This window comes from Streptomyces cacaoi (assembly GCF_006539165.1).
Taxonomy (GTDB): Bacteria; Actinomycetota; Actinomycetes; order Streptomycetales; family Streptomycetaceae; genus Streptomyces; species Streptomyces cacaoi.
Map to the genome: position 1 here is coordinate 33,003 of NZ_BJMM01000045.1, position 22,321 is coordinate 55,323.

Annotated in this window: 17 protein-coding genes, 1 tRNA gene and 2 pseudogenes; 8 read left to right on the forward strand and 12 right to left on the reverse strand. The window is 75.4% G+C overall.

The window, feature by feature from the left end; translation table 11 throughout:
- Positions 1-51 precede the first annotated feature (51 nt).
- The 5 genes from SCA03_RS28500 to SCA03_RS28520 all read left to right on the forward strand — a co-directional run bounded on the left by SCA03_RS28500 (position 52) and on the right by SCA03_RS28520 (position 4,492).
- The gene (locus SCA03_RS28500) at positions 52-1,134 is read left to right on the forward strand and encodes an ABC transporter ATP-binding protein (protein WP_078873567.1); all 1,083 of its coding nucleotides are present in this window, start codon (positions 52-54) and stop codon (positions 1,132-1,134) included.
- Positions 1,131-1,976, forward strand: coding sequence for an ABC transporter permease (locus tag SCA03_RS28505; protein ID WP_030884963.1), 846 nt, complete (start codon positions 1,131-1,133; stop codon positions 1,974-1,976). The genes SCA03_RS28500 and SCA03_RS28505 overlap by 4 nt, the downstream gene beginning before the upstream one ends.
- 163 nt (positions 1,977-2,139) lie before the next feature.
- A complete protein-coding gene (locus SCA03_RS28510; RefSeq protein WP_141275731.1) occupies positions 2,140-3,735 on the forward strand; it encodes a sensor histidine kinase in 1,596 nt (531 codons plus the stop codon).
- A complete protein-coding gene (locus SCA03_RS28515) occupies positions 3,732-4,349 on the forward strand; it encodes a response regulator transcription factor (RefSeq protein ID WP_086814216.1) in 618 nt (205 codons plus the stop codon). Before SCA03_RS28510 ends, SCA03_RS28515 begins: the two co-directional genes overlap by 4 nt.
- Positions 4,350-4,419: 70 nt before the next feature.
- A tRNA-Gly gene (locus SCA03_RS28520) sits at positions 4,420-4,492 on the forward strand.
- 58 nt (positions 4,493-4,550) lie between these two features.
- Here the strand turns inward: SCA03_RS28520 and SCA03_RS28525 are convergent.
- The 6 genes from SCA03_RS28525 to purD all read right to left on the reverse strand — a co-directional run bounded on the left by SCA03_RS28525 (position 4,551) and on the right by purD (position 13,616).
- Positions 4,551-5,639 carry a sulfite oxidase gene (locus SCA03_RS28525; protein ID WP_030884972.1) on the reverse strand — a complete coding sequence of 363 codons (1,089 nt, stop codon included), beginning with the start codon at positions 5,637-5,639 and terminating at the stop codon, positions 4,551-4,553.
- Positions 5,640-5,748: 109 nt separating this feature from the next.
- Positions 5,749-6,657, reverse strand: a complete 909-nt coding sequence (locus SCA03_RS28530; RefSeq protein ID WP_030884975.1) for a phosphoribosylaminoimidazolesuccinocarboxamide synthase — start codon at positions 6,655-6,657, stop codon at positions 5,749-5,751.
- Between the two features lie 66 nt (positions 6,658-6,723).
- Positions 6,724-8,424, reverse strand: coding sequence for a sigma-70 family RNA polymerase sigma factor (locus SCA03_RS28535; RefSeq protein ID WP_230988966.1), 1,701 nt, complete (start codon positions 8,422-8,424; stop codon positions 6,724-6,726).
- Between the two features lie 132 nt (positions 8,425-8,556).
- A complete protein-coding gene (locus SCA03_RS28540; RefSeq protein ID WP_030891611.1) occupies positions 8,557-10,092 on the reverse strand; it encodes a N,N-dimethylformamidase beta subunit family domain-containing protein in 1,536 nt (511 codons plus the stop codon).
- A gap of 188 nt (positions 10,093-10,280) precedes the next feature.
- Positions 10,281-12,020 (reverse strand): hypothetical protein, encoded by a 1,740-nt coding sequence (locus tag SCA03_RS28545; protein WP_230988967.1) that lies wholly within the window; start codon positions 12,018-12,020, stop codon positions 10,281-10,283.
- Between the two features lie 348 nt (positions 12,021-12,368).
- The gene (purD, locus tag SCA03_RS28550) at positions 12,369-13,616 is read right to left on the reverse strand and encodes a phosphoribosylamine--glycine ligase (RefSeq protein WP_030885570.1); all 1,248 of its coding nucleotides are present in this window, start codon (positions 13,614-13,616) and stop codon (positions 12,369-12,371) included.
- A 221-nt stretch (positions 13,617-13,837) separates the two neighbouring features.
- On the opposite strand from purD, the gene SCA03_RS28555 reads away from it, so the two are divergent.
- Positions 13,838-14,638 carry an SLATT domain-containing protein gene (locus SCA03_RS28555; RefSeq protein ID WP_141275732.1) on the forward strand — a complete coding sequence of 267 codons (801 nt, stop codon included), beginning with the start codon at positions 13,838-13,840 and terminating at the stop codon, positions 14,636-14,638.
- Positions 14,639-14,676: 38 nt separating this feature from the next.
- Here the strand turns inward: SCA03_RS28555 and SCA03_RS28560 are convergent, their stop codons facing one another.
- From SCA03_RS28560 to SCA03_RS28585, 6 genes are all read right to left on the reverse strand, one after another.
- Positions 14,677-15,339, reverse strand: coding sequence for a putative DNA-mimic protein (locus SCA03_RS28560; protein WP_030885573.1), 663 nt, complete (start codon positions 15,337-15,339; stop codon positions 14,677-14,679).
- A 335-nt stretch (positions 15,340-15,674) separates the two neighbouring features.
- On the reverse strand, positions 15,675-16,115 hold the full coding sequence (locus tag SCA03_RS28565) for a Fur family transcriptional regulator (RefSeq protein ID WP_086818465.1): 441 nt from the start codon (positions 16,113-16,115) through the stop codon (positions 15,675-15,677).
- A gap of 136 nt (positions 16,116-16,251) precedes the next feature.
- Positions 16,252-16,461, reverse strand: coding sequence for a DUF2180 family protein (locus SCA03_RS28570; protein ID WP_030885578.1), 210 nt, complete (start codon positions 16,459-16,461; stop codon positions 16,252-16,254).
- Between the two features lie 271 nt (positions 16,462-16,732).
- A complete protein-coding gene (locus tag SCA03_RS28575; RefSeq protein ID WP_141275733.1) occupies positions 16,733-17,530 on the reverse strand; it encodes a GntR family transcriptional regulator in 798 nt (265 codons plus the stop codon).
- Positions 17,527-18,957, reverse strand: a complete 1,431-nt coding sequence (locus SCA03_RS28580) for an aspartate aminotransferase family protein (protein ID WP_141275734.1) — start codon at positions 18,955-18,957, stop codon at positions 17,527-17,529. Before SCA03_RS28580 ends, SCA03_RS28575 begins: the two co-directional genes overlap by 4 nt.
- A gap of 428 nt (positions 18,958-19,385) precedes the next feature.
- Complete coding sequence (locus SCA03_RS28585) at positions 19,386-20,300, reverse strand: hypothetical protein (protein WP_086817717.1); 915 nt, start codon at positions 20,298-20,300, stop codon at positions 19,386-19,388.
- A gap of 196 nt (positions 20,301-20,496) precedes the next feature.
- Between SCA03_RS28585 and SCA03_RS28590 the strand changes: the two are divergent.
- Together SCA03_RS28590 and SCA03_RS36550 are read left to right on the forward strand one after the other, a co-directional pair.
- Positions 20,497-21,195: pseudogene (locus tag SCA03_RS28590) on the forward strand (response regulator transcription factor); the annotation flags it as partial.
- Positions 21,196-21,359: 164 nt separating this feature from the next.
- A pseudogene (locus SCA03_RS36550) lies at positions 21,360-22,321 on the forward strand (hypothetical protein); the annotation flags it as partial.

Here is a 22,321-nt window from a genome sequence, read left to right on the forward strand (position 1 = left end):
GCGCACGCACGACGGCCGCAGCCCACCGCCCGACACCGCATGACATTCGTCATGGACACCGATGACGTGCCGCACTGCCGGGTGCCGCGGGGGTCGGTGAGCCTGGACGGCATGGATGCGATCGAGGTCGAAGGGCTCAGGCGCCGCTACTCGGCGGACAGCAAGGGAGAGGGATTCGAGGCCGTCCGCGGCATCTCCTTCTCCGTACGGGAGGGAGAGATCTTCGCGCTCCTCGGCACCAACGGGGCGGGCAAGACCTCCACGGTGGAGGTGCTGGAGGGGCTCGCGCCGGCCACCGGGGGCAGCGTGCGGGTGCTCGGGCTCGACCCGTACACCCAGCGCACCGCCGTGCGGCCGCGCACCGGCGTGATGCTCCAGGAGGGCGGCTTCCCCTCGGAGCTGACGGTGGCGGAGACGGCGCGGATGTGGGCGGGCGTCACCAGCGACGCCCGTCCGCCGGCCGAGGCGCTGGAACTGGTCGGTCTGGGTGCGCGGCGGGACGTGCGCGTCAAACAGCTCTCCGGCGGGGAGCGGCGGCGGCTCGATCTGGCGCTCGCGCTCATCGGACGTCCCGAGGTGCTGTTCCTGGACGAGCCGACCACCGGGATGGATCCCGAAGGGCGCCGGGACACCGCCTCGTTGGTGCGCCGACTGCGGTCCGAGGGGACCACCGTCCTGCTGACGACGCACTATCTGGAGGAGGCCGAGCAGCTCTCCGACCGGCTGGCGATCATGCAGGCCGGGCGGATCGTGGCCGCGGGCACCGCCGAACAGGTCGCCGCCTCCCGGCCGTCCAGGATCACCTTCCGGCTGCCCGCCGGCGTCCCGGCCGAGCGGCTGCCGGAGGACTGGCGGGGCGCGGCCGACGGGCAGAAGGTCGCCCGGCGCACGCACACGCTCCAAGAGGACCTCACCGGGCTGCTGCTGTGGGCGCGGGACACCGGCGTCGCGCTGGAGGGCCTGCACGCGCGGTCCGCCTCCCTGGAGGAGGCGTTCCTGGAGATCGCGGAAGAGGGCCATCTGCGCGCCGGGTGGGGAGACGACGCGGGCACCGCGGGCTTCGCGGACCCCGCCTCGGCCGGGCGCCGGGCCGGGCACGGGAACAGCAACGAGAAGACGGGGGTACGGGCATGAGCACGCCGACCACGACACAGCGGGCGGGCACGCCGGGGACGCCGGGCACTCCGCCGGCCCCGGGGCCGTTCCGGGCGGCGCGGCTGTCGCCGCAGCGGATCGGTGCGCTGGGGCGAGCCGAGCTGACGCTGCTGCTGCGCAACCGGACGGCGCTGGTCATGGCCGTCCTGGTGCCGATCATGCTGACGTTCAGCATCAGGAGCGCGGCGCAGCAGGCCGATCTGTCCGGCACCGGGCTGTCGGTGGCCACGACCGTGCTGCCCGGATCGGTCGGCATGGTGCTGCTGTTCGCCGTCTACAGCAACCTCATCGGGGTGTACGTCGCACGGCGCGAGGAGCTGGTGCTCAAGCGGCTGCGCACCGGTGAGGCCACCGATGCGGAGATCCTCGGCGCCTGCGCGCTGCCGGCCGTCGTCATCGGCGTCGCCCAGTGCGTGCTGCTGCTCGGCGGCGGCGCCGTCGTCCTGGACGCGGGGGCGCCGGCCCGGCCGGATCTGCTGGTCGTCTCCGTGCTGCTGGGGCTGGCGCTGTCGGCCGTGCTCGCCGCCGCCTCGACGGCCGTCACCAAGTCCAGCGAGATGGCACAGCTGACGCCGATGCCGCTGATGCTCGTCACCTTCGCCGGCTCCGGGGTCTTCGTCCCCCTGGAGGTCTTCCCCGACAAGCTGGCCGCCGTCTGCGAGTGGCTGCCGCTGACGCCGGTGATGGAGCTGCTGCGCAGCGCGTGGACCGAGCAGCTGTCCGGGGCCGGGACGCTGCGTGCGCTGGGCATCGCGCTCGCCTGGATCGCGCTCTCCTGGTTCCTCGTGAGGCGGTACTTCCGCTGGGAGCCGCGCCGGTGACGGCCGGGGCGCCTCGGACGCCTCGCACGCCGGGGACGGCCGGGGCGCCCGGGAACGCCGGGGACGCGCCGCCGTGTGCCCGGTGGCCGGGGCGCGGGCGGCGAGCGCCGGCGGGGGCTCGGCTACCGTCGGGAGCAGGCCGGGGGCGAGAACGGAGACGGGGATGATCCGCTGGGGCAGGGGCACGTGGCACACGTGGCGGCAGCGCAGCAGGACGGAGCAGGCGGAGGTCTCCTCGCGCTGGATGCTGAAGGCCACGCCGTGGATCTTCTTCTTCGGCGGGGCGCCGCAGATGCTCGTCGCCGTACAGGACGGAGCCGCCCGGGCCTGGCTCGCCCTCGGCGTGATCGGGCTGGGGCTGGTGCTGTGCGTGCTCTCCGCGCGCGGGCTGGACAGCGCGCTGACGTACTACCTGGAGCGGGACGAGCGGGCACCGGTGCGGCTGCTGGCGGTGATGGCCGTCGCCAGCGGTGCCGCCGTGGGGCTGCTGGCCGGCGTCATCGCGCTCGGCGGGCTGCGGGACGGACCGTTCGCCGGGCTCGCGCTCTTCGCGCTCGTCCCCGGGCCCGTCGGGCTGTACGCGCTGCTGGTACCGGTGCGCCGGGCCCTGGCCGTGCTGCTGGGGTGCTGCGCCGCGCTGGGGGCGCTGTTCGCGCTGTGCGGCATGCCCCCGGCGAACCTGAGCGCCGTGCTGTTCATCGACGTCGTGATCACGGCGTGCAGCGTGTTCACGCCGCGCTCCACCGGCTGGTACATCGCCGTCGTCCGGGGGCTGGACGAGGCCAAGCAGACCCAGGCGCGGCTCGCGGTGGCCGAGGAGCGGCTGCGGTTCAGCCGGGATCTGCACGATGTGATGGGCCGCAATCTGTCGGCCATCGCGCTCAAGAGCGAACTGGCCACGCAGTTGGCGCGGCGCGGCTCCGCCTCCGCCGTCGACCAGATGGTCGAGGTGCAGCGGCTGGCCCGGCAGTCGCAGAACGAGGTGCGGGAGGTCGTGCGCGGCTACCGCGAGGTGGGGCTGGCGACGGAGCTGGCCGGGGCGCGCGGCATCCTGCGGGCCGCCGGCGTGGACTGCCGCGTCGAGGCGTCCCCGGCGCTCGACGGGATCCCGCACGAGGTGCGGACCGCGCTCGGCTGGGTCGTCCGCGAGGGCGCCACCAATGTGCTGCGGCACGCCGACGCCACCCGGTGCGCGGTGCGGGCGTGCACGGAGCCGGACGGCGGGACGGGCGCGGCGGAGGGCGTCCGGGCCGCCGTGCTGGTGATGGAGAACGACGGGCTGCGCGGCGCCCCCGGCCGTCCCGGGACAGGACTGCCCGGGCTGCGGGAACGGCTCGCCTCACTCGGCGGGACGCTGAGCGCCGAGCGGGTGCGGGGCCACGGCGGTACGGACGAGCCGGAACTGTTCCGGCTGCACGCCCGGATCCCGCTGACCGGTGCCGACGACCGCGTGGCGGGGGCCGGGGGCGGCCCTGACCCGGACGACGGCAGCCCGGCCGACGGCGGGGACGGGGACGGGAACCCTGCCGGAGACGACGGCGGTAGCCCGGCGGGCGCCGAGGGCGGGCCCGAACGAGGCGACGGCGGCAGCCCTTCCGGGGCCGACAGCGGGCCTGGACGAGGTGACGGCGGTGGCCCGCCGGGAGCCGGGGGCAGCCCTGTCCGTGGCGGGATCGGCGAGGTCGGGGCCGGTGGTCGTGTGCGGGTGGGCGCGGAGGACGGCCGGTCCGGGGGGCCGGAGGCGGGAGGAGAAGGGTGAGTTCTGGGCCGATTCGGGTGCTGCTGGCCGACGACGAGCACCTCATCCGGGGTGCGCTGGCCGCGCTGCTCGCGCTGGAGGACGATCTGGAGATCGTCGCGGAGGCCGCCTCGGGGCCGGAGGCGCTGGCCATGGCGCGGGCGCACCGGCCCGATGTCGCCGTGCTGGACCTCCAGATGCCCGGCGCCGACGGTGTGCGGGTGGCGGCCGGGCTGCGGGACGAGGTGCCGGGCTGCCGGACGCTGATCGTCACCGGTCACGGGCGGCCCGGGCATCTGAAGCGGGCGCTCTCCGCCGGGGTGCGCGGCTTCGTGCCGAAGACGCTGTCCGCCGAGCAGCTCGCACAGATCATCCGCACCGTGCACGAGGGCGGGCGGCATGTGGACCCGGAGCTGGCGGCCGACGCCATCAGCGCGGGGGATTCGCCGCTGTCGGCGCGGGAGGCGGAGCTGCTGGAGCTGGCCGCCGACGGGGCGCCGGTGGCGGAGATCGCCCGTAAGGCGGCCTTGACGCAGGGGACCGTGCGCAACTACCTGTCGGCGGCCACCGCGAAGCTCGGCGCGGGCAACCGGCACGCGGCGGTGCGGATGGCCCGGGAGCGGGGCTGGATCTGACCCCTGCTGCGGGCGGTTATACTGGACCGCGTGCCAGGGGTCGGACGGGTGTCCGGACGGTTCCGGTGATGCGGACGTAGCTCAGTTGGTAGAGCGCAACCTTGCCAAGGTTGAGGTCGCGAGTTCGAGCCTCGTCGTCCGCTCTTCGCACAGGCCCCGGTCTTCGGACCGGGGCCTTTTCCGTGCGCGCGGGGCCGCGGGTCAGTCGCAGGTCAGGTGCAGCCGGGCCCAGGAGTTGTTGGCGTAGCCCTTGGGGTTCCACAGGTGGCGCGGTGACTCGGGCTGGGTGGCGCCCGTGGTGTCCCAGGCGCGGGCGATGATCTCCACGGGCCCGGCCGGCAGGTCGAGGTCCGTGTGCCAGGGCTGCCAGGTCCACCGGCCGGCTCCGGGGCCGAGCCTCGCCTGTGTCCAGCTGCGGCCGCCGTCGGCGGAGACGTCGACGCGGGCGACGGCGCGGTCCTCGCCGGCCAGGGCGTAGCCGCTGATCCGGGTCGGGCCGGAGGGCAGCCGGGCGCCCGGGGCCGGGTGGAGGATGTCGCAGTTGAGGGCGACGGGCCCGAGGGAGATGCCGTCGCCGGGGCCGGCCCGGCCGGGGTCGGCGCCGGCGGGCAGCAGCCGGTAGGCGGTGGCCTGGAACCAGTTGCGCGAGGGGTGTTCCTGCGCGGTGATGCGCCGGAGCCATTTGACGCTGCGGGCGCCGATCCAGCCGGGGACGACGGCGCGCAGCGGTGCGCCGTGCACGGGCGGCAGCGGCGCGCCGTTCATGGACCAGGCCAGCAGCACCTCGCCGGAGCGTGCCTTGTCGGCGGGTACGGAGCCGCCGAAGGGCTGCGGCGGGTCGGCGACGGGTGAGACGTCCGGGGCGGCGAAGGCGATGTGGGCGGCGTCGGGCCGCAGCCCGGCGGCGTCGAGGACGTCGGCCAGGCGGACGCCCGCCCAGCGCGCGGTGGAGGTGGCGCCGGGTCCCCAGGGGGCCTCGCCGGGGATGTCGCGGACTTCCATGAGCCCGGCGCGGCGGTTGCCTGCGCACTGGAGGGTGGCCTCCACCTCGGTCTCCTCGAAGCGGGTGCGCAGGTCCTCCAGGCTCAGCTCCAGCGGCCGGTGGACGAGCCCGTCGACGGTGAGCCGCCAGGTGGCGGGGTCGGCTTCGGGTACGGGCCCGTGGTTGCGGACGTAGAAGGTGTCCAGCGGTGTGGGGCCGCCCTGCCGGAGGGCGGCGCGGGGTGGCTCCGCGTTGAACGGTTCGTGCTCGTGCACCAGCATGTCGTCCCTTTTGCCCCATGTGGTCATGGAGGGACGGTACCCACGCGGTGCGGATTCCGTGCGCGGGATCCAGCCGGACACAGCGGGGCCCGGCCGGGACGCGCCGGGACCGGCCCGTTTCGGCCGGGCGCCGGGGTCAGCTCCAAGGGGTGCCGGTGAGCCGTTCGTACGCCTCGATGTAGCGGGAGCGGGTGGCCTCGACGACCTCGGGCGGCAGCGGGGGCGGCGGCTGGGTGCCGGTGCGGTCCCAGGCCGCGGCGGGCGAGGTGAGCCAGTCGCGGATGTACTGCTTGTCGAAGGAGGGCTGGGGACGGCCGGGCTGCCAGGAGTCGGCGGGCCAGAAGCGGGAGGAGTCGGGGGTGAGCGCCTCGTCGGCGAGGGTGAGGACGGGGTTCTCGTCGGAGGTGTGGCCGAACTCGAACTTGGTGTCGGCCAGGATGATGCCGCGCTCGCGGGCGATGTCGCGGGCCCTGTCGTAGGCGGCGAGGGTGGCTTGGCGCAGCTCGGCGGCGGTCTCGGGGCCGACGCGGCGGGCGACCTCCTCGTAGGCGACGTTCTCGTCGTGCTCGCCGACCTCGGCCTTGGTGGCGGGGGTGAAGATCGGGCCGGGCAGCTCCGAGCCGTCCTCCAGCCCCTCCGGGAGGGCGAGGCCGCACACGGTCCGGGACTCCTCGTACTCCTTGAGGCCCGAGCCGGCGAGGTAGCCGCGGGCCACGCACTCGACGGGGAGCATGCGCAGCGCCTTGCACACCGTGGTGCGGCCCTCCCAGTCGGCGGGGGCGCCCGGGGGCAGCTCGGTGCTGAGGACGTGGTTCGGCAGGATGTCGACGAGCTGCTCGAACCACCACAGGGACAGCTTCGTCAGGACGCGGCCCTTGTCCGGGATCTCGGTCGGCAGCACCCAGTCGTAGGCCGAGATGCGGTCGCTGGCGACCATCACCAGGTCCCCGGCCTCGTTCTGGTACAGGTCGCGCACCTTGCCCGTGTGCAGGTGCACCAGGCCGGGCACCTGCACGGGCTCGGGCTTCTCGACGAATCCGGACACGGAGTTCCTCCCGTGGCTGCCGACGGACGACGGACCCCGATTCTCCCCCACGCCCGCACGGGCGGCTCAGCGGGCGCCGAACACCTGCGTCCACCAGGGGCCGCCGGAGCCGTCCTGCCGGCCGACGCCGATCTCCTTGAACGAGCAGTTGAGGATGTTGGCGCGGTGTCCGGGGCTCTTCATCCAGGAGTCCATGACCTGCTCCGGGGTGCGCTGGCCCCGGGCGATGTTCTCGCCGTAGGTGGACCAGTCGTAGCCGGCCGCGGTGATGCGTTCGCCGGGGCCGTCGCCGTCGGGGTCGGTGTGGTCGAAGAAGCCGCGGTCCTTCATGGCGGAGGAGTGGCGCAGACCGGCCGTCGACAGCTTGTCGTTGAGGCTGAGCGGGCCGCAGCCGGCCTTGGCGCGTTCGGCGTTCGCCAGCCGTGTCACCTGCTGGGCGAGACCGCCGGAGCCGCCGCCGGAGTCCGGGCCGTCCGGGGCAGCCGGCCGGGAGGCGGGTGCCGAGGGGCGCTGGGTGGGGGTCGGGCGTGCGGTGGTGTGCGTGGGCGAGGGCCGCTTCGACGGCTCGCTGTCCTTCTTCTTCTCGGGCGGCTTGCTCGGCTTGTGCGTCTTCTCGTCGGGCGAGGGGGCGGTGGACGACGGCGGTTCCGTGGTCGGGAGGGGGCTCGCGGGCCGGGTGGCCACCTTCGTCTCCTCGTCGGCCCCGTCGGGCAGCAGCGTCATACCGCCCAGGACGCCCAGCGGCAGCAGGAGCACCGCCGCGGCCGTCACGGCGCGGCGGTGCCGGCGTATTCGGCGGTGCCGCAGTTCCCGGGTGCGGCTGCCGTGGGCGAGCGGGGACGGTGACGGGGAGGGGGACGGTGACGGGGAGGGGGACGGAGGCGAGGGCGCGGGCGGGGGCCCGGGGGCGGCGGCGGACGGGTGGGTCGCCTGGGCGCCCGTCGTGGTGAGGCCGTCGGGGGCGGGGGCGCGGACCGCGGCGGCGAGGGCGGCGCCGACGGGGACGATCCCGAGCCCGCGCAGCAGCCGCTCGGGCGGCAGCATGCCTGCCGCGCCGGCCTGCGCCGGGTCGCACTCCGGGCAGGAGCGCAGATGCCGGGCGATGCGTTTGCGCCACAGCGGGGAGGGGGCGCCGTCCCAGATGCCGAGGGTGTCGGCCAGGGCGCCGCAGCGGGGCCCGGTGGCCAGGGCGCGCACGATGAGGCGCGAGGTCTCCAGGCGTTCCTTCATGCGCTGGACGCGGACGGCGGTGTGCTGCCGGCCGAGCCCGAGGGCCTCGGCGACCTCGGCGCGGGTGAGTTCGCCGGCGGATTCCAGCCACCACAGCGAGAGCAGCGAGCGGTCGTCCTCGTCGAGCCAGCGGGTGGCCTCGGCGACCTCGCGGCGCTGGCCCTGGAGGTTGAGGCGCAGGATGGTGAGGTCGACGAAGTCGGCGCCGGGGTCGGCCAGTTCGTGCGCGTCCTGGAGGCCGGGGGCGGCGGCGCGGTCCTGCTGGTGGCGGCGTACCTGGTTCATGGCGATGGCGACCAGCCAGGAGCGGAAGCGCGCGGGGTCGCGGAGGGTGTGCAGCCCGCCGAGCGCGCGCATCATCGTCTCCTGCACGATGTCGTCGACGTCGCTGTGCCCGTTCAGCGCCCGTCCGACGAGGGAGTGGACGAGCGGCAGATACGCCCTGGCCAACTCCTCGCGTGCGCGGGGGTTCCCGCGGCGGGCGGCCTCGACCAGCTCGCTGTCGTGCCCCGGGCCGGTGGGTATCTCTGGCGGCACCTGTGGCTCCCCTTCTGCGTCCGGTACATCCGACACGTTCCGGTACGTCGGATACGTCTGAGCGTCGGCCGGCAAGGGCCGGCACCGGGGGAGACCACACGGCCCGGGGGCCGATAACGGAAAACCGCGCGCTCAGTCCCGCTTGCAGATGCGGTCCAGCAGGTTGGCCGTCGCCCGCTGGACGCACGCGTCCACATACCCGGGGCGGTCCAGGGCCGGGGACCAGGCGAAGGTACCGGAGGCGAACACGTAGGCGCCGGACGGGGCGCGGTACAGGGACGTCTCCTGGTGGCGGCGGGCGCCGGCGCGGTCCTGGTACGGGGAGTGGGCGAGCAGGATCCGCGAGGTGTACTCGGGCAGGAGCGTGCGCGGGAAGTAGCGGTCGGCCTCACCGGCGACCAGGCCGGGCAGTTCGTCGGCCTCGCCGGCGCCGGTCGCCTCCCACAGCCAGTGGTCGGCGTTGCGGACGACCAGCGGGGAGGGCTCGGCCACCTGGCCCGTGTACTGGATGCCCAGCAGGGTCTGCTCCGGCTCGCCCTGTTCGCGCCAGAGCGCGGGCCTGCCGGGGCCGCGGCGTTTCCGGCAGGTGAGCAGCCGGTCGGGGGCCCCGGAGGGCAGGGCGTCCAACTCGACCTGCCAGTACATGGTGTTGGCGGAGAGGAAGACCAGCGAGGTGCCGGCGTCCCGCGCCTTCTCGACGGCCCGGCGCATCGGCACGGACCAGTACTCGTCGTGCCCGGGGAAGACCAGGCCCCGGTAGCGGGTCGGGTCGATGCGGCCGGCGTGCAGATCGCGGGTGTCGGCGTAGGCGAGGTCGTAGCCGTAGCGCTCGGCCCAGCGGATGAAGTCGTAGGCGTGGCCGACGTGCAGGGGCAGGCCCGAGCCGGCGTAGGGGCGGTCGAAGCAGACGGTCGTGGCCGCCTCGCTCTCACCCAGCAGCCGGCCCTCGCCGTCCCAGGCGTGGTACAGGCTGGCGCCGGTGTGCCCGTCCTCCGGGAAGAGGTTGTACGCCTGCCAGGTCACATCGGGCAGCACCAGCAGCAGGTCCGCCGGGTCGCGGTCGCGGACGGTGAAGGGGATGTGCGAGCGGTGCCCGTCGAGGGTGGTGAGGACGGCGACGTAGGCGCCGGTGCTCCAGTACTCGGGGATCTGCAACCGCCAGGAGAGCCACCAGTGGTGGCAGGAGACCGTGCGGTCGGCGGTGAGCGGTTCGGGCTGCATGATGCCCGACAGCCGGGGGCTGGTGGTGATCTTGGTGGCTCCGGCGCCGCCGTAGTGCCCGATGCGGTAGACGTCCACGCTGAACGGCTGCGGCGGGTTCACGGTGATCCGGAAGTCGATCGACTCGCCGGGCGGCGTACCGCCGGGGACCGAGGCGAAGCCCTTGATCTGGCAGCGCACGTCGTCCGCCGTGGGCGGTGCGCTGCTGCACCGCCGGGTACGGGGCTCGGGGACGCCGCGGACGACGGGGCGCCCGCCGGCCGCCTCCCGGATCAGCTCCGGCGTGCGGGAGGTCTGGCCCGGCGCCGGGTCGACGCAGTCGATGTACCAGGGCACCAGGCGGCCGTTGTCGAAGTACGTCTCGCTCACCCGCAGCCAGGGCAACGGGCCCTGGCCGAACGGGTCGTTGACGGCGTGTGCGAGGGCGCCGGACTCCCAGCGCCGCATCTGTCCGGGCCGCGGTGCGTGAGGTGCGTGCTGCCGGCCCCCGGTCCTCTCCGTCCCCACCTTCTGCTCCCTCCCCGGCATCCACGTCCGCCGTCGCACACCGTGTGACGCTCTGCTGACGACAGACAGCACATCACATAACGCAAGCGTCTGGTCACCCTTCGTCGCGAAATGCCTGGAGAGGATCTTCAGACGAGACGCACGGGCTTGTCCGCCCGGACACCCACCGAGCCGAGCCACTCCTCCAGACCGCGGCCGTCCCCCTCCTCGACCAACGCCCGGACGAGGCGGGACAGTTCGCCGCAGCGCTCCCCGCCGACCTGGAGCGTGGGGCCGTCCAGCCAGTCCAGGCCGGGCACGGCGCCCGCGGTGTCGACGGCGGCGCAGCAGACGGTCGCGACGACGTGCTCGACCAGCAGTTCCGTACCGCCGCGCGGCGGCCGCAGCGGGAGCCCCATCGGGGAGGGGGCGGGGAGCGCGTCGCCCGAGCCGGCGGCGGGCACGGTGCCCGGGTGGCCGGGATGCGGGGGCGGGGCGCCCGGCATCCCGCCGGCGCCCGCCGCCTCGGCGCGCGCCACCTGCGCGGTGATGTGCGCCGCCAGCAGCTCACTGCCGCCGGGGGCCGCGAAACGGCCGAGCACCCGGGCGAGCGTCGGCCGGTACAGCTCCGGGCCGTCCTGCGCCGAGCCGGGCTCCGGCGCACGGGCCGGCTCCTCACCGGACGCCGGATCCGCCGTGCTGTCCAGGGCCTCGAACAGGCGGGCCGCCTCGGTGCGCCAGATGCGGTCGACGACCTCCTCCGGGTACGCCGGCCACTCCACCGGCGCCCAGTCCGGGGCCGGGTCGCCCGCGCGGGCCCCCGGCAGCGGCGGCGGCCGCGAGCCCAGGAACAGCCGGGCCGCGAGCAGCGAGACCTCGGCGTCCACCGCGCCGGGCTCCTCCAGCAGATCGCAGGCCGGACGCTCGCCCAGCCGGGAGGTGAAGCCCTCGGCCAGCCGGTCGCGCCGGGACAGCTCCGTCAGCGCCGAGACCACCCCGGCGTCCAGCCGCGTCGGCCACAGGCCGAGCCGCCAGGCCGGCAGTGCCACCCGCGTCAGCAGCCGGTCCCAGCCCGCGTAGGCGAGCCCGACCTGCTCCTGCGCGACGACCCGCAGCCCGTAGTCGACGTTCTGCGCCCGCTCGGCGGCCGCGGCGGCGACGCCCCGCTCCATCTCCGTCGCGTGCGGGCCCACCGCCCGCAGCATCAGCCGCACACACGGGCCGACGAGCCGGGCGCACCCGGGCCGGAGCGGCCCACGCCCGTCGGCCCGCGGGGTCCGCCGCCGGGCCGCGGCACGCTCCGCGACGGCGCAGGCCGCGTCCAGGCCGCGCACCCAGCGGCGTGCCGCCGCTATGTCGGGGTGCGCCGAGGGCCCCGTGCCGGCGACGACCGGCGCGAGCAGGGCCCGCAGCTCGGCGACCCGCATCCACCACAGGAACGGCGAGCCGATGACCAGCACCGGCGCCTGCGAGCGCGCGCCCCGCCGCAACCGCGCACGCCCCCCGGCGGGGCCCTGCGCGCCCCTGGCCTGGGCGGGGTGGGTGCGGTCCTCCAGCCAGCTGTCGCAGTCCGGGGTGAGCGCCAGCGCGGACGGCGCCGGGACGTCGAGCCGCTCCGCGAGGTCCCGGACGAGGCCGTACAGGTCCGGCGCCGCGGACTCGTCGAGCGGGACGGTGGGCGAGACGGCGGGCCGTGCCCGTACGACGACGGTGGCCACCAGCCCGGCGTACGCCAGCGCCAGCACCGCGAGCCCCGTCACCACCCAACGCGCCGTGTCCCAGCCGCCGGATGCGGGCAGATGGCCCGTCGCACGGCCGGTCCACAGGATCACGGCGGCCGCAGCGGGCAGCAGGGCGAGGCCGAGTGCGGTGCTGCGGACCCGGAGCACCGCGAGGGCATGGCCGCGCGCGGAAGGCGCCGTCCGCCGGCCGGCACCGATCACGTCTCACCCCCGGTCAGGTACGGGTATCCGCCGGGCTCTCCGGCTTTCCACCCACTGTGGCACCGCGCCACGAGGCCGCAATGCGCGCTGCGCCGGACGACGGAACGGACGCCACGCAGCATGTGCGGCACCCTAGTTGTGCCCTGCGCGGGCGTCAGCCGTAGGCGAGACCGGTCACTCGATGGAATGGCTTTGGGGAGAGCTCTTGCTTCACGCCTCCGCGCCGGTTATGCGTCTCCCTCCGCCCTTCCGCGAGCGGGGGCGCCGGGCCCGGCGTTGCGGAGCGTGCGGGGGTCAGAGCGCGGCGATGTCCCGCCGGTGGTGGGAGCCGGCCAGCCGGATCCGCTCCACGGCGGCGTACACCCGCTCCCGCGCCGCGGGGAGGTCCTCGCCGGTCGCGGTGACCGACAGCACGCGCCCGCCCGCGCTGCGGACGGTCCCGTCGTCGGCGGCGGCCGTTCCGGCGTGCAGCACGTACGCGTGCGGGGCGTGCGCGGCGACCTCGTCGAGCCCCTCGATCACATCGCCCTTGCGCGGAGCGGCCGGGTAGCCCTCGGCGGCGACGACGACGGTCACCGCGGCGTCCTCGCTCCAGCGCAGCGGCGCCACGTCCGCGAGGGTGCCGGTGGCCGCCGCGTACAGCAGGCCGGAGAGCGGGGTGCGCAGCCGGGCGAGGACGACCTGGGTCTCCGGGTCGCCGAAGCGGGCGTTGAACTCGATGACGCGCACCCCGCGCGAGGTGAGCGCGAGCCCCGCGTACAGCAGTCCGGAGAACGGGGTGCCGCGGCGGCGCAGTTCGCGCACGGTGGGCTCCAGAACCGTCTCCGTCACCTCGTCGACGAGCTTCGGGTCGGCCCACGGGAGCGGCGAATAGGCGCCCATGCCACCGGTGTTGGGGCCCTCGTCGCCGTCGTGGGCGCGCTTGAAGTCCTGCGCGGGGCTCAGCGGGACGACGGTCTCGCCGTCGGTCACCGCGAACAGGGACACCTCGGGCCCGTCGAGGAACTCCTCGACGACGACGGTGCCGTCGCAGGCGCGGGCGTGCGCGCGGGCCTGCGCGAGGTCGTCGGTGACCACGACGCCCTTGCCGGCCGCCAGCCCGTCGTCCTTGACGACGTAGGGCGGGCCGAAGGCGTCGAGGGCGGCATCGGCCTCCTGCGCGGTGGTGCACACATAGCTGCGCGCCGTGGGCACGCCCGCCTCGGCCATGACGTCCTTCGCGAACGCCTTGGACCCCTCCAGCCGGGCCGCCTCGGCCGACGGGCCGAAGACGGGGACGCCGCGCTCGCGCAGGGTGTCGGCGACACCCGCGACGAGGGGCGCCTCGGGGCCGACGACGACGAGGTCGGCGCGGACCTCGTCACTGGCGGCGAGCGCGGCGACGGCCGGGCCGTCCAGCGCGTCCACGGAGTGCAGCGTGGCCACCTCGGCGATCCCGGCGTTGCCGGGCGCGCAGTGCACAGCGGTGACCTCGGGGTCGAGCGAGAGCGAGCGGCACAGGGCGTGTTCGCGGGCACCGCCGCCAATGACCAGGATCCTCACACCGCTCAGCCTAGAGCCTGGTCCACGGACGGCCGAACGCGGTCCGGGAGCCCGGGGGCGCGCACCGACGGGTGACATACGCGGGAGGGGCGCCGGGGGCGCGGGCCCCTGTGCGGACAAGCGCGGACGAGCGCGGACGGGGGTGGACGGGCGCGGGCGGGCGTGGACGGGCACGGACCGGCGCGAACCGGCGCGGACCGGGGTCGGGGCACCACTTCCGGATGGAAAAACCGGTGATCCGCGCTTTCGTCCCGATTCGGACAGTAGGAAGGGGGCCGGAGTCTGCTGAGGGAGTGCGGGTGAGACAGCCGGATCTGCTGGGCCGGGGATTTCCGTCCGGGGACTGGGAGGAGCCCGCCGAACGCCTCGAAGAGCTGTACCACTGGGTCGAGGAGGAGGCGTTGGCGCTCGTCGAGTGGTACCTGGCCGACCGGGCACGCAAGCGGCGCTGGGCCCGGGTGCTGCGCGCGGGGACGGCGGCGGGGGCAGCGGCGGGTGCGGCGCTGCCGCTGCTGGAGACCGCCGGGCTGGCGGGCGGACCGCCGGACGACCGGGCGGCGGCGCTCGGCCCGGTGGGGGCCGCCGGATATCTGGGCCTGCTGCTCGCCGTGGTGTGTCTGCTGGCCGACCGGTGGCTCGGGCTGACCTCCGGCTGGATGCGGTCGGTGGCGGCGGCGCAGGCGGTGCAGCGGCGGCTGGAGGCGCTGCGGTACGCGTGGGCCGCCGAGCGCATCCGGGAGGTGCTCGGCCCCACGGACGGCTCGGCCGGGGACGCGGCCGAGCGGGCCCTCGGACTGCTGCGGCGCTTCTCGGAGGACGTCTCGGAGCTGGTGCGCGGCGAGACGACGGGCTGGATGGTGGAGTTCCGCACCGGACCCGGATCGGTTCCGCTGCATCTGCACACCCCCGGCCGGCCCGGACCGCACCGGGCGGGCTCCGGCCGGCCCGCGCCGGGCCGCCACCCGCTGCCGCCCGCCGGCCCGCGCCCGCACATGCCGCGTCAACGGCCGCCGGGCGGCTGAGCGTCGGGCCGGGCGGGGTCCGGGGGGGGGCGGCCGGGTCAGCCGAAGACGATCATCGAGCCCTGGGCCAGGCTCCGGGTCGCCGCCGCGTGGAGGCTGAGCCAGACATGGCGCTCCCTGCCGTAGGGCGTGCCGTCCTCGTAGCCGATGGCGGCCGAGGCGGCGGGCTCGTCCAGATCGGTGGGGCGCAGCGGGGCGGCGGGTGCGGGGGGCGGGTTGTCGGGGTCGATGCCGAGGTGCGGCCCGATGGCGTGGAGTTCGCGCAGCAGACCGTGGCTGGAGCCGAGCGGGCCGCCGCCGTTCTCCAGCAGGGCCTCACCGGCCAGCGGCGCGGTGAAGTCGACGGGGACGTAGGAGCCGGCGTGGTCGTAGTGCCACACCAGGTGGGAGCCGCGCGCGGTCTGCTCGAACATCTCCAGCAACTGCTCGTAGTCCCCGCCGAGTTCGCCCACCGGCGTCAGCTCCAGGCCGCTGGCCAGCAGCAGATAGGCGCGGCGCAGATAGTGCAGGGCCTCGTAGTCGAAGCCGGCGACGGGGGCGACGTCGCCGGAGAGGCCGGGCATGTAGCCGAAGACGGGGACGGTGGGCAGGCCCGCCTCGGTCAGGGCACGGTCGTAGACGGCGAGTTCGTCGGCGAGCGGGTTGTCGGGGCTGTGGCACAGCACATCGACGAGGGGGACGAGCCAGAGGTCGCAGGCCAAGAGGCGCTCCAATGTCCGGGTCGGGGTCCTGTGCGTCGGGCCGCGCAGGGCGCTCCAGCGTAGTGCGGGCTTCGCCCGGGCGGACTCCCGTGTTCTGCCCGCGTGCGGCCCGTGCTGCACGTGACGCCGGACCGGCGCCCTGCCCGAATCCCCGGACGGCTCCGGACAGTTGTGGCCGACTGGCGGACGGTCCCGGTCGGAAACGGAGATTTCCGGCCGGGTCCGGTCCGGCTACGGTCGGCCGACCCCCGGTTGACCAGCTCCGGCCGGCCTCCGGGCAGGCCCCGGCGCTCCCGTACCTACGCGCCCTGCACGACCTGCACGGCCCGCACGGCCTATACGGAGGCGGAGTCTTCGGCGCAGCGGGCGCACAGGCCCCACCAGGTGATCTCCGCCTCGTCGACGGTGAACCCCTTGTACTCGGTGGGATCCAGGCAGGGCGCCCGGCCGACGCTGCAATCGACATCCTCGATACGGCCGCAGCCGCGGCAGACCAGATGGTGGTGGTTGTCCCCGACGCGCAGCTCGTAGCGCGCGGGCGAGCCGGCGGGCTCGATGCAGCGGATCAGCTCCGCCCTGGTGAGGTCGTCGAGCACGTTGTAGAGGCCCTGGCGGGAGAGGCCGGACGAGGCGGCTCCGGCGGTGCCGATGCCGATCCGGCGCTCCAGCTCGGCCGCCGTGGAGTGCGCGTGTCCGTGCAGTGCGGTCAGCACGGCGCGCCGCTGTGCCGTGTTCCGCAGGCCCTTGGCCCTGAGCAGGTCGGCCGCCTGATCCATGGCGCGTCACTTCCCTCGCGGTCGGACACCAGGCAATACCCGGAAGCGGTCCGGCGCACTGTAAGAGGCGAGAATTGACCTGGTCAAGAAGGGCCGTTCGGGGCGCCGGCCGGGGGCGCGGTGGGTGCCGTGCGGTTCAGGCCGGGTGTTCGGCGCCATGGCAGGTTCCGCACAGCAGGCGGCGGGCCGGCACGTCGCTGGTCGACCGGCCGGGGCCGCGCCGCAGATGGACGAGGGTCTGCGAGACCTTTCCGTGGTCGCGGCAGACGACGAGGCCGCAGCGGGCGCACACGCCGACGGCCGTCGAGTCGCTCCGGCCGGCCAGATCGCAGTCGTAGCACTTCATGGGGGGCGGGACTCCCTGGAGGAGGGGGAACGGTGGGGGACGGCCGGGCGCGCCGGTGCGCCCGGACGGTGGTGTGCGCACCGGCCCACGGCTGCGCGGACCCGGCACGACCACCGGCACCCTCGAAGCTAACCAGAAGTTTGGACTGAGTCAATTCTTCGTCGTGCCCTCGGCCCCGGCCCGCGCCCCCGGTCCCGGCCCGCGCCCTCGGCCCCGGCCCGCGCCCCCGGCCCCGGCCGCGCTCGCTCGCTCGCTCGCTCCATGTTCGCCCTCACGGACCCTCCGGCCCCTCGTCCGGCCGTCCCCGCACCTCCCCCGCCGCCTCCTCGACCTGCGCGAGCGCGTGGGCGTCGTAGGAGGCGATGATCTCCCGGGCCGCCGCGCCGTCCCCCGCCTCGACCGCGTCCAGCAGCGCGCCGTGGCCGGCCCACAGGCGCCCGCACAGCCGGGGCCTCGCGCGAAGCTGCGGGACGGCGTACACCCAGCACTGGACGCGCAGCCGGTCCAGGAAGTCGCAGATGTGGGAGTTGCCGAGCAGGCCGCTCAACTCCCGCCAGAACCGCAGGTCGTAGGCGATCAGGACATCGAGGTCCCCGGCCCGGGCGGCGCGCTGTGCGGCGTCGGCCCGGCGACGCACGGACGCCAGCGCGGCCGGGTCGACGGCCGACAGCGGCCCGGTCCGGGCCCCGCCGGAGGACCCGGCACCCGCAGCGCCCCCGGCATCGTCTCCGGCCTCGGAACCGGAACCGGCACCGGCGTCGGCGCCGGACCGGGGCCCGGGCCCGTCGTCCCGGAAGAGGCTGTCGACGACGAGGCGGCGTGCGTCGCACATCTCGCGGTAGTCCTGGAGCGTGTACTCGCGGACCCGGAACCCGCGGTGCTGCTCGATGTCCAGCAGCCCCTGCGCCGCGAGATCGACCAGCGCCTCGCGGACCGGGGTCGCGGAGACGCCGTACTGCTCGGCGATCTCCTTGACCGTGAACGGCCGCCCCGTGGCCAGCCGTCCGGCGAGGATCTCGTCACGCAGCGCGGAGGCGATCTGCGAGCGCAGGGTGCTGCGGCGGATCACGCGCCCGTGCCCTCGCCACCGGCCTCGGCGGTGTGCGCGTCGGCGGCCGACAGCGCCTCGTCCAGGGCGGCCAGGCCCTCCTTCGCCTCGGCCTCGGTGATGGTGCAGGGCGGCACGACGTGCGTGCGGTTCATGTTGACGAACGGCCACAGGCCCGCGCGCTTGGCCGCCGCGGCGAACTCGGCCATGGGCGCGTTGTCCTTGCCGCTCGCGTTGTACGGCACCAGCGGCTCGCGCGTCGTACGGTCCCGCACCAGGTCCAGCGCCCAGAACACCCCGACGCCGCGCACCTCGCCCACCGACGGGTGCCGCTCGGCCAGCTCCCGCAGCCCGGGGCCGAGCACCGTCTCACCGATGTGCGCCGCGTGCTCGACGATGCCCTCCTCGGCCATCGTGCGCAGCGTGGCGACGGCGGCCCCGCAGGCCAACGGGTGGCCGGAGTAGGTCAGTCCGCCCGGGTAGGGGCGCTGGTCGAAGGTCTCGGCGATCTTCTGCGAGATGGCGACGCCGCCGAGCGGCACATAGCCGGAGTTGACGCCCTTGGCGAAGGTCATCAGGTCCGGGACGACGTCGTAGAGGTCCGCCGCGAACCAGGTGCCGGTGCGGCCGAAGCCGGCCATCACCTCGTCCAGGATGAAGACGATGCCGTACCGGTCGCACAGTTCGCGCACACCGGCGAGGTAACCGGCCGGCGGCATCATGATCCCGGCGGTCCCCGGCACCGTCTCCAGGATGACGGCCGCGACCGTGGCCGGGCCCTCCATCTGGATCGTCCGCTCCAGGTGCTCCAGCGCCCGCGCGCACTCCTGCTCCTCGGTCCGCGACCAGAACGGCGAGCGGTACAGGTGCGGACCGTCGAAGTGGACGGTGCCGGCCGTGCCCGTGTCGGAGGCCCAACGCCGGGGATCCCCCGTCACGTTGATGGCCTGCTGGGTGCCGCCGTGGTACGAGCGGTACGTCGACAGCACCTTCGGGCGGCCGGTGTGCACCCGGGCCATCCGCAGGGCGTGCTCGACGGCGTCGGCGCCGCCGTTGGTGAAGAAGATCTTGTCCAGGTCGCCCGGGGTCCGCTCGGCGATCAGCCGGGCCGCCTCGGAGCGGGCCTCGATCGCGAACGCCGGGGCGAACGTGCACAGTTGCGCCGCCTGCTCCTGGACCGCCGCGACGACCTTCGGGTGCTGGTAGCCGATGTTGGTGAAGACGAGGCCGCTGGCGAAGTCGAGATAGCGATTGCCCTCGTAGTCCCAGAAGTACGAGCCCTCGGCCCCGGCGACGGCGAGCGGGTCGATCTGCCCCTGGGCCGACCAGGAGTGGAACACGTGCGCACGGTCCGCCGCGTGCACCGCCCGGCCGGCGGCCGGGTCCGGGGCCGGGCCCTGCGGGGCGGGGGCGGCGGAGGAGGTCGAGGAGGGATGGTGCGTCGTCACAGTGTTACCTCGTATCACGGTGTCTCGCGGTGTCTCGCTCTGTCTCACGGCTCTCACGGCGTATCTCAGGCGGTTCGCACGGCGACTCGTCGGCTCTCGCGGCGCCTCGCCGCCGTCGCGCGGCGCCTCGCCCACCGGCCCGGGCGGGACACCTGCGGGACCGGAGCGGGCGCGGCGGGGTGGGACCCCGCCAGGGTAGTTGCTCTGTCCATCCGGTCCGCGACCATGATCGTTTACGGGCCCGCGCTGCCGTGGTGGGGCCTGCGCAGCGGGCTCCGGCCAGGGGTCGGCCGTCGGGGATCGGGCGGGCTCCAGCAGGGGATCGGCCCTCGGGGATCGGGCGGGCTCCGGCCGGGGGTCAGCCGTCGGGTCGCCGGACAGACAGGCAGACAGGCAGCCCGGCAGCGGGGCAGCGGGGCAGCCCGGGATCAGTCGTCCTCGTCGTCCCCGTCGTCGTCGGAGTCCTTGTGCAGCGAGGTGTGCGGCTTGCCGTGGACGCACTCGACCGCGACGGTGCGGTCGTCGCCGTCGTCGGAGTCGTCCGAGGCGCGCTCCAGCTCGACGGTCGCGGTGCGGGTGGGGCCGGGCTCGACGTCGTCCGCGCTGTAGCCCTGGGCCGGGGACCAGCTCAGCAGGGTGACGGTGCGGGTGCCGCTGCGGCACTCGGCGACGGCGGTGCCGAGGCCCTCCGGGAAGCGGACCGTGCTGACGTGGGCCGGTCCGCCCGCCGAGGCGTCGCCGGAGCCGGCGCCTCCGCCGTCCTCGTCGTCCTCGTCGTGGTCGCCGTGCTCGTCGTGGTCGTCGTGCTCGTCGTCATCGTCGTCGTCATCATCGTCACCGTCGTGATCGTCGTGATCGTCGTGATCGTCGTCGGACGGTGCGGTGGCGGTGGAGTGCGAGCCGCCGGAGGGGTCCGTGGAGCCCGGGGGCAGGGAGGCGTCCGGGCCGGCGCCGGTGCGCTTGCGGCTCTGGGCCAGTTCGTGGTGGACGCTCGCCTCGTCCAGCGGGTCCAGCCGCTGGTACCGGTCGCCCTGGTCGACCTGTGCGAACGACCACGCGCCGAGCAGGAAGGCGGCCGCCACCGCGCACACCCACGCCACGGCGGCCATCCGGCGGCCGCCCTCGGGGGTGCGCGGGCCGCGCAGACGGAAGCGGCGCCCCTGGCCGGACGCGCCGCCGGGGCCGTCCGGGGAGCCGGGAGCGGCCGGTGGGACCGGTGAGGCCGGTGAGGCCGGAGTGCCCGGGGAGTCGGGGGTGCCCGGAGCGCCCGGGGAGCCGGGGGAGCCGGAGGCCCCGCGGCCCGTTCCGTCGTCGGCCGTGCTGCCGTCGCTGGTGCCCTGCATACCCGGCAGTCTGCCGTGGGCTTCCCTAACGCCGCGTTAAGGGCCGGGTAGCGGACCGCCCACGGGCGCCCCTGCGGGCCGTGCGGGGTGGACAGCCGAGGCACGTCGCCGGTACAAGCCGTACGGGAACGGGTGCGCACCCGGCGCCGGCGACCTGCCGGAGCGGATCCCGCGAGCCCACGGCTAATGTACGTGTATGGCACACCTTCTTGTCGTCGAGGACGACCCGCAGCTGCGCGCGGCGCTCGTGCGAGCCCTGCGCGAGCGCGGTCATGCCGTGGCGACGGCCTCCGCCGGGATGGCCGGACTCGACGCCGCCGTCACGCACCGCCCCGATCTCGTGGTGCTCGACCTCGGGCTGCCCGATGTGGACGGCGGCCAGGTGCTGCGGATGCTGCGCTCGGTCAGCGACGTCCCCGTCATCGTGGCGACGGCACGGGACGACGAGCCGCAGATCGTCGCGGCGCTGGAGGACGGGGCCGACGACTACATCGTCAAACCCTTCGGCTCGGGCCAGCTGGAGGCCCGGATCAAGGCCGTCCTGCGGCGGCTGGGCAAGGGCGAGCCGGACGAGCCCGAGCCGACCGTGCGGGTCGGCGGGCTGCTCGTGGCGCCCTCGGCGCGCGAGGTCACGCTCGACGGGGAACGGCTGGATCTGACCCCGCGCGAGTTCGACCTGCTGTGCTATCTGGCGCGGCGGCAGGGGCAGGTCGTCTCCCGCCGTGAGCTGCTCGCCGAGGTGTGGCAGCAGCCGCTCGGCGGCGCCGACAAGACCGTCGACGTCCATCTGTCCTGGCTGCGCCGGAAGCTGGGGGAGACCGCGCAGCGGCCCCGGTATCTGCACACCGTGCGGACGGTGGGGGTGAAGCTGGCCGCGCCCGGTGAGGAGCCGTCGGCCGGTGACGGACCCGCGCCTGGTGGTGGGCCCGCGCCCGGTGACGGGCCCGCGCCCGGTGACGGGTCGCCCTCCGGTGAGGGGTCGACGTCCGGTGAGGGGTCAACGTCCGGTGAGAGGTCGACGTCCGGTGACGGGTCGACGTCCGGTGAGGGGTCGGGCTGATGCGGCGGCAGTTGCTGGTGCTCATCGGCGTCACCACCGCCGTCGTCCTCGCCGTGCTGCTGGTGCCGCTCGCCCTGCTCGTGCGCAGTCACGCGGAGGACCGCGCGATGACGGACGCGACCGAACGCGCCCAGTCCGTCGCGACGGTCGTCGGCAGCTCGCTCGGACGCAAGGACAGCGGGCGCGAGGTCGTCGAGGGCGTGCTGGACGGGCTCAACGGCGACGGGCAGCCGCGGGCCTCCGTCGTCATGGCGGACGGCACCGTGCTGGGACGGCGGGCCGCCGGGGTGAGCGAGGCCGCGCTTCGACTCGCCCGTGGGGGGCGGGCGTTCACCTACGCGCCGGGGGCCGAGCACGGTGGCGGCCGGGTCGTGCTCGTTCCCGTGCTCGCCGGGGGTGGCTCCGCGGGGGCCTCCTCCACGGCAGGGGGCTCGTCCGCCGCGGGGTCCCCTTCCGCCTCGGAGTCCTCCTCCGCCGAGGGCGCCTCCTCCGCCGCGAAGCCCTCTTCCGCCAAGGGGGCCAGCTCCGCCGTGCAGCCCTCCGCCAAGGGGGCCAGCCCCGCCGCGGGGCCCACCTCCGCCTCGGGATCCCCTTCCCCCTCGGGGCCCTCCTCCGCCGAGGGGGCCTCCTCCGCCGAGGGGCCCTCCCCCGCCGAGGGGGCCTCCTCCGCCGAGGGGTCGGCTTCCCCCGCCGGGGCGACCACCCCCGCCGGGTCGGCTTCCCCCGCGGGGGCCTCGTCCGCCGTCACGGCCCGGGCCGCCTCCACCGGCGCCTCGTCCGGGCGGGGCGCGGCCGCGCGGTCCGCCTCCGTCGTGCAGGTCGCCGTCAGCGACGAGCAGTTGCACGCCGGTGCGCTCCCCTCCTGGTTCGCGGTGTTCGGCCTCGCCGCCGCCCTCATGCTGCTGGGGCTCGCCTTCGCCGACCGGCTCGCCGCACGGCTCGTCCGCGCCACCCGCCGTAT